We start from the raw sequence: 391 nt of genomic DNA on the forward strand, positions 1-391 counted from the left end.
GACTTAGACGGGCTTCCATTCTCACGTCCATGTCTGCAGCGACGCGGTTCATAACGTCGAGAAATATCTTCGGGCGTTTGGTTTCTGTGAGGTGAATCGCTGGGTAGAGAACCGTCGGAATTTCGGGATCAACGTGCTCGCGAGCGAGGTCATCACGAATGCCAGGCTGGATCCAAGCGACTCGGGCCTGGTGAGCCAGCGGGGAGATCGTCCAGCGGCGAACGAGCTCGGTCACCTCACCAGCAGTGCGCTCGCCAGAGCACAGTGTCGGGAAGAGGGCGTACGCGAGGCCCATAGCCGCAAAGTTCACTTTGTGGTGGTAGTGGGATGGGGGCAACCACTGAAGGTTAAGGATCTTGGGCTCGGCACCCTCGCGGTGCATGGTTTGGAA

At 59.1% G+C, this 391-nt stretch carries 1 protein-coding gene; it reads right to left on the reverse strand.

Annotated elements, in window-relative coordinates; genetic code table 11:
- Positions 1-391, reverse strand: a 391-nt coding sequence (locus tag AAZR23_RS20750; protein WP_434694508.1) for a hypothetical protein, incomplete at both ends; no start/stop codon positions are given.

Origin of the sequence: Morganella sp. Je.2.23 (genome assembly GCF_051129855.1) — a bacterium.
Taxonomy (GTDB): domain Bacteria; phylum Pseudomonadota; class Gammaproteobacteria; order Enterobacterales; family Enterobacteriaceae; genus Morganella; species Morganella sibonii.